General features: G+C 30.4%; 9 protein-coding genes. All 9 read right to left on the bottom strand.

Annotation, left to right across the window (positions count from 1 at the left end):
* Nucleotides 1–79: 79 nt before the first annotated feature.
* The gene (locus ACQRD5_RS16415; protein WP_427747064.1) at nt 80–406 is read right to left on the bottom strand and encodes a DUF202 domain-containing protein; all 327 of its coding nucleotides are present in this window, start codon (nt 404–406) and stop codon (nt 80–82) included.
* Nucleotides 407–440: 34 nt separating this feature from the next.
* Nucleotides 441–1,373 (bottom strand): 1-phosphofructokinase family hexose kinase, encoded by a 933-nt coding sequence (locus ACQRD5_RS16410; RefSeq protein WP_294364638.1) that lies wholly within the window; start codon nt 1,371–1,373, stop codon nt 441–443.
* A 15-nt stretch (nt 1,374–1,388) separates the two neighbouring features.
* Nucleotides 1,389–2,246, bottom strand: coding sequence for a tagatose bisphosphate family class II aldolase (locus ACQRD5_RS16405; RefSeq protein ID WP_427747063.1), 858 nt, complete (start codon nt 2,244–2,246; stop codon nt 1,389–1,391).
* A complete protein-coding gene (lacB, locus tag ACQRD5_RS16400; protein ID WP_427747062.1) occupies nt 2,239–2,754 on the bottom strand; it encodes a galactose-6-phosphate isomerase subunit LacB in 516 nt (171 codons plus the stop codon). The genes ACQRD5_RS16405 and lacB overlap by 8 nt, the downstream gene beginning before the upstream one ends.
* An 11-nt stretch (nt 2,755–2,765) precedes the next feature.
* Entirely contained in the window at nt 2,766–3,194 is a 429-nt protein-coding gene (lacA, locus tag ACQRD5_RS16395; protein WP_427747061.1) for a galactose-6-phosphate isomerase subunit LacA, read from the bottom strand.
* A gap of 10 nt (nt 3,195–3,204) precedes the next feature.
* Nucleotides 3,205–4,683 (bottom strand): sulfatase, encoded by a 1,479-nt coding sequence (locus ACQRD5_RS16390; protein ID WP_427747060.1) that lies wholly within the window; start codon nt 4,681–4,683, stop codon nt 3,205–3,207.
* 71 nt (nt 4,684–4,754) lie between these two features.
* Nucleotides 4,755–5,567, bottom strand: coding sequence for a PTS system mannose/fructose/sorbose family transporter subunit IID (locus ACQRD5_RS16385; protein ID WP_427747059.1), 813 nt, complete (start codon nt 5,565–5,567; stop codon nt 4,755–4,757).
* A complete protein-coding gene (locus ACQRD5_RS16380) occupies nt 5,567–6,361 on the bottom strand; it encodes a PTS mannose/fructose/sorbose/N-acetylgalactosamine transporter subunit IIC (RefSeq protein WP_427747058.1) in 795 nt (264 codons plus the stop codon). The genes ACQRD5_RS16385 and ACQRD5_RS16380 overlap by 1 nt, the downstream gene beginning before the upstream one ends.
* 26 nt (nt 6,362–6,387) lie before the next feature.
* Nucleotides 6,388–6,858 carry a PTS system mannose/fructose/N-acetylgalactosamine-transporter subunit IIB gene (locus tag ACQRD5_RS16375; RefSeq protein ID WP_427747057.1) on the bottom strand — a complete coding sequence of 157 codons (471 nt, stop codon included), beginning with the start codon at nt 6,856–6,858 and terminating at the stop codon, nt 6,388–6,390.
* Between the last annotated feature and the right edge of the window lie 6 nt (nt 6,859–6,864).

The following is a 6,864-nucleotide window of genomic DNA, read 5'->3' as shown; positions in this document are numbered from 1 at the left end:
AAAAAAGGAGCTGTGCACTAATTTTTAGTGCAACAGCCCCCTTACATTTAGAAGGTTATACTATTACATTTAATTATTTCTACTTATATGTAACATTTTTTAGTTTTTTATTAATGCTTTTGTATCTATATAACCCTAAAACTATTGGTATTAATCCTAAAACTATGAATATTATCCCTAATATATATGTAACTGTAGTATCAAATAATTTTATTAATGATATTGCTATTGCTAAAAGACTGATTCCAGTTCTAATATATGCTAACAATGTCCTCTCATTTGCTAATAGGGTTCTATCTGCAGCTAAGAAGTCTCTTAATATCATCTCTTCTTTCTTAAAATTATATATAACTTCTTTCTTTGTTATTTTAGATTTTATATTTTTAGAATTTTTTATTTCATTCATTCTTATAACCTCCTAAAACAACTAATTCTTAAGTTTAATCTTCAATTATAGAAATAGTTATCTTATCTAATAAATCTTGAACTACATCTATTTTAACTGAACCTGTTTCTTCTTCTAATGCATTTGCTGTTCCACACGCTGATGCAAGCATTAAAATATCTTCTATTTCATATCCTCTTTCAAGTCCTATTGCTACTCCCGCTACATAAGAATCTCCTGATCCAACTGGATTTATTGCAGTAATCTTAGGTACTGTTACTTTGTAGTACACTCCCTTATATCCTATTACTGATCCCTCTGCTCCTAAAGAAATTGCAACTAGCTCTACACCTTTTTTATGAAATTCTTTAATTTCTCTAATGGCATCTTTATAATTTTCTATAGATCTTCCTGTTAAAAACTCAATTTCATCTTTATTAGGCTTAATAAAAAATGGTTTTCCTTCAATTCCTTCTCTAAGTAAATCTCCACTTGTATCTAATAAAAACTTTTTATTTTTACTATTGGCTATATCTATAAGCTTCTTGTAAAAGTCCTTAGGTATATTTCTAGGAACGCTTCCTGACGCTACTATTATGTTGGCTTCTTCTAATAACTCAATATACTTATCTATGAATCTCTTTTGTTCTTCCTCTGTAACTTCAGGGCCTGGTTCCAATATTTCTGTTTGAACTAAATCCTTAGTAATTATAGCTAAGCATTCTCTTGTATCACCTTTTATGTTTACAAAATCTTGCTTTATTCCATACTTCTCTAGTTTATCATGTATAAACTCTCCTGTTTTTCCACCCAAGAATCCAGTAACTATACAATTTTCTTTTAATATTGTAGATACATTCGCTACATGAATCCCTTTTCCACCTGGAGTATTTTCAACACTCTTAGCTCTCATTACTAATCCTTTATTTAAATCATCCATAACATACTTTTTATCTACTGATGCATTTAAATTAATTACTAATATCATACTAACTCCTTATAATTAAGCTTTTCCATTGCTTCCACAAACCATAATTTTGTGTTCAACAATCTTCTTCATAGCTTCTTTTCCAGGTGTCATATATTTTCTTGGATCATTAGCCTCTGGATTTTCTATAAAGTATTTTTTTACTGCATCTGAAAATGGAATCTTTAAATCTGTAGCTACATTTACTTTACATATTCCAAGAGAAATTGCTTTTTTAACTAATTCATCTGGTACATCTGAAGCTCCGTGTAATACTAATGGCACATCTACCATCTCTCTTATTTCCTTCAATCTATCTAAATCTAATTTTGCTTCTCCCTTGTATAAGCCATGTGCTGTTCCAATAGCTACTGCTAATGAATCTATACCAGTTCTTTCTACGTATTCTTTTGCTTGTTCTGGATTAGTATACATAGCATCTTTTTCATCAACTACTAAGTCATCTTCTTGTCCACCAAGTCTTCCAAGTTCAGCTTCTACTGTTGCATCATATTTATGAGCATATTCAACTACTTTTTTAACTGTTTCTATATTTTCTTCAAATGGTGCATGAGAAGCATCTATCATTGTTGACTTAAATCCTAAATCTACAAAGTGCTTTATTTTATCAACATCTTCAAAGTGATCTAAATGTATTGCTATTGGAATATTATATTTTTTTGCTGCTACTTCTGCCATAGCAACTATAAATTCTCCTCCTGCATATTCAATAGTTGATGGAGTTCCTGCTAATATTACTGGTGATTTTAGCTCTGCTGCTGTTTCTACAACTACTTCTAATGTTTCTAAGTTATGAATATTAAAGGCTGGTACTGCATATTTTTCTCTTTGAGCCTTCTTTAGCATTTCTCTTGTTGATAATATTTTAGTCATGATATTCACCTCTATCCCATTTATCCATAAACTCATCAAAATAATGCTCATCACCATTTGCATAATCTTTTTCTATCATATTATTTAATTTTTCTATCATTGCTATATTTTCTTCTGTAGGGTTAAACTTAGTTTCAAGAAACACATCTATTATGTTTTCCATAAGTCCAAGTCCAGTTATTCTTCCACCAAAACCTAATATATTTATATCTAAATTTTCTTTTGAATATCTTGCTGTTTCTACATCTCTAACTAATGCTACTCTGGCACCCTTTATCTTAGCAGATGAATTAGTAATCCCCACACCAGTTCCACAAATAACTATTCCTAAATCTGCTTCTCCATTAACTACTTTTTCAGCAGTCTTCTTTCCATATATAGGATAGTGAGTTCTTACTTTATCATATGTCCCATTATCTATAACTTCATGTCCCTTTGACTCTAAATATTCAACAACGCTATCTTTAACTTCTGTTACTATATGATCACAACCAACTGAAATAATCATTTTTTATCCTCCTATGCCATCTTATTTAACATATCTACTCTTATTTGATGTCTTCCACCAGAATAATTAGATAAAATAAATTTATCTGTTATTCTTTTTGCTATTTCTAGAGCTGTTACCTTAGAACCAATTGTTATTATTGAAGTATTATTATGGTCTCTAGTCATCTTTGCAGAATGTTCATCTGCAACTTGTGCACATATTATTCCTTTATGTTTTGTACATACATTAAAAGAACCTGTTCCATATTCATCTATTACTATTCCCTTTTCACCTTCATTATTAAGAATAGCTTCTGCTACTAAATTTGAGGAGTCATAAAAATCTAAATCTTTCCATTGCGATTTATCTATTATATCATATCCCTTTTCTATTAGATATAATTTTATAGAGTCTTTAAAATCCTTACTTTTATAATCTGACGAAATAATTATTCTCATAAAATACCTCCTACTTTAGATTTAATCTTTCTAATTGTTCTTCTGGAGCATCCATTTCCTTTAATGCTCGTATCATTAGTTTTTTATATTTATCTTCTAATTCATTATCATTAATAGGCTTTGTTTGATAATAATCTTGCGCTATATTAAACAACTTGTTCTCATTTGTATACTCTAATGCATTTTCTACATTATCAAGAATTGAAGGATTATTAATATTTATTTTATATACAGGATAATTTGTTCTATTAATAAATCTTCCCATTTCTATTTCTTCTTGATTATCCTTCCCTAAGTACTTTCTTATAGTTGTAGGAATACAAGTATACTCATAACATGGTTGATTTTCTTTATTAGGAGCTCTAAAGTATGTATATTCTCCATCTGTTATATTTACAGCTACTCCATGATATCCATACAACACATAATCTCTTTTATACTCTTTTCCATCCACTATATTCTTCCAAGAAAATCCTTGTACATCTTCAGGGATATCTATATCAGAGTAATCTAAAACTGTTGGCATAATATCTATATTTTGAGTTAATAAATTAACTCTCTCTCCAGCCATCTTTCCCTTTGGAAATCTTACTAATAATGGTATGTGAGCTAATTCATTGTACATGTGCATAAAATTTTTACCAAAATAATTTCTTTCCCCTAAGAAGTATCCGTGATCTGTTGTAACTATAATCAATGTATCATCATATAAATTTAAATCCTTTAATTTCTTAATTAACCTTCCAAAATGTTTATCTGTCATTGTAAGTAGTGCAGCATATCTTTTATTTATATACTCTAATGCATCTTCTGGTACATCTACTTCCTTATAATTAGGTATCTCAAAGTAAGGTCCATCATATTTACAATCATATAGTTCCATATACTCATCAGGAACGTCAAAAGGTTCATGAGGATCAAAAGTTTCTACCATTAAGAAAAAGTCATCATGATTCTTGTTATCTTCTAACCAGTCACAAGCTGCAGTAAAGGTCTTTGGAGTAGGGTATTCTTCCTCATGTCTATCCCATTTTGTTCTATTCCATTGATACTGTCTTCTAAGTTTTCCATAATAGTCTTTAGGCATAAATGATGGATCATCTATTCTAGATATCCATGGATCGCCTTCTTGTCCCCTATAAAAATCCCAAGTTGTAAATTGTTGAACATATCCCTCTCCACCTAGCCTAAAGTAATGAGGATGATCTGTTACAATGTGGCTAAATACATCTTTTTCAGCTAAAACTTTAGGTAGTGTTATATCAAATGGCTCTATAGGTCCCCAAGATCTTTCTAAAAAATTAAGTCTTCCTGTAAGTATATCCCTTCTTGCTGGCATACATGGAGCAGAACCAACCCAATGATTATCAAAAGTAGTGGCTTCCTTAGAAAAGTTAGTTATATTAGGTGTTTTTACCCAAGTATTTTTGTTATAGACTTCCATCATCTCTCTTTTTAAAGTATCCATTAATATTACAACTGTCCTCATTCCATATCCTCCTATCTAAAATTTTCATCATAGAGATAAATCTCGGTTCTCCCGAGATTTATCAATTTATGTTAAACGATTATTCCTAACATAGATAAAATTACAGCTATTATTAAAACTCCAAATATAATCCATACTGCATTCTTACCATTAGATTTCTTTAGTAAGTAATAACATACAACAGTAATTAATAATGGAATTAAGTTAGGCATAACCTTGTCAAGCATTTCTTGCAACATAAGTGGATTTTCACCAGCTGCTATTTGAACTCCTAAATTTGCTTTTACAGTTGTAGCAATTAATCCTCCAACAACTATTATTCCTAATACATTAGCCATATTTGCTAATCTATCAAATATACCCTTACCATTATCCTCCTTACCTAGTACTTCTATTCCTTTAGAATAACCTTTAGTTAATCCAAAGTATTTTATTGGGAAATATAGGCAATTAATCATTAAGAACATCATTATTGCCCCAAATATATTTCCATCTAAAGCAAAGGCTGCTCCTATAGAACCTGCAATAGGCATCCAAGTAAAGTTAAGCAAGCTATCTCCAATTCCAGCAAAAGGTCCCATTAAACTTGTTTTCATAGCAATAACTGATTCTTTTTGATCTTCCTCAGTTGTTTCTTCCATAGCAGATACTATTCCTAAGATAAATGGCATAGCTATTGGATGTGTGTTAAAATATTCTAAATGTCTTTTCATTGCATTAACTTTTTCTTCTTTTGGTTTATCCTTATATAATTTCTTCAATACTGGTTTTAATATATATACAGTACTTAAGCTTTGCATTCTTTCATAGTTATGTGACATTTGACATAATTGTGATCTCCAAAATACCTTCATTAACTCTTTTTTAGTAATTAAATTTGACATTATAAATCCCAACCTCCTTCTGCAGAATTATCAACCTCTACTGTTGAAACATTTACAGTTGTTTCTTTTTCTTTCTTAGCCATTATTAAATCGTATATTCCAGCAAAACATGCACCAATTAATGCTAATGCTAGTGTTGGAAGTCCTAAATAAGTTGTTAATGTAAATCCTAATACTAAGAACATCCACATATTCTTTTTAAGCATCATAGTCAATAACATTGCGATACCTACTGCAGGTATTACTTTTGATGCAACTGTTAATCCATTCATAACACTTGCTGGTATAAATGCCATAATTGAATCGATTGCACTAGCTCCTAAAAATACTGCTATAAATGTTGGAAATGCTCTACTTAAAAATATAAGCCCTGCTCCCATATATTGTAGTTTATCTATTTTATCAAAATCTCCTGTTTCAGCAATTTTATCTGCCTTGTGCACTAAAGATATGCTAATAGTCTTACATAACATATCAAGTTGTTGAACTAAAAGTGAAACTGGTATTGCTATTGCTATTCCTGCAGCTTCTCCTCCACCAGATAAAATACCTATTGCTACTCCTACTACAGATCCTGAAATAACATCAGGTGGTACGTAAGTTCCTACATTATTTACACCTAACCACATTAACTCCAAAGTAGCTCCAATAATAAGTCCTTGTCTTAAATCTCCTAAAATAAGTCCAGTAATAGCTCCTGCTAGTAAAGGTTTTCTAAAACCTAAGTGCGGTCCATATTGGTCCCATGCACATATGCCTGCCCATATAGCAACTAATATAGCTTTAATTAACATATACAACTCTCCCCTTTTATATTTTTTTATATAATATCTTTCATATAAATGACATCATCTTTAGGTACCATTTGTATAAATACTTCAACCCCCTTATTAATAATTTCTTTAAACGCACTTTCTTCTTCTGGCGTTACTGAAATTGATTTTGTTAATCTCTTTCTTCTTTCGTTATACCTCATACCTCCGGCATTTAACTTTGTTATTTCTAACCCACCTTTTATCACCTTCAAAACATCTGTTGAAGTAGTAAATAATAATAATGTTGCTTTTTTAATAGGATTTTTCTTAATAACTTCAATAAATTGATCTACTCCAAAAACTAAAACTCTTACTCCTGAAGGAGCTGCTAATCCTACTACTGATTTTTGAACTGGATCATTAGAGACCTTGTCGTTAATAATAAGTACTTGCTCAATATTGTAATCACCAATCCAAGTTGAACACACTTGTCCATGTATAAGTCTGTCATCAATTCTAACTAATTTAATACTCACTTAAAT

Origin of the sequence: Clostridium sp. SGI.024 (genome assembly GCF_050315195.1) — a bacterium.
GTDB lineage: Bacteria > Bacillota > Clostridia > Clostridiales > Clostridiaceae > Clostridium.
The sequence above is the reverse complement of the archived record's forward strand: the minus strand, read 5'-3'. Positions and strand labels throughout refer to the sequence as shown.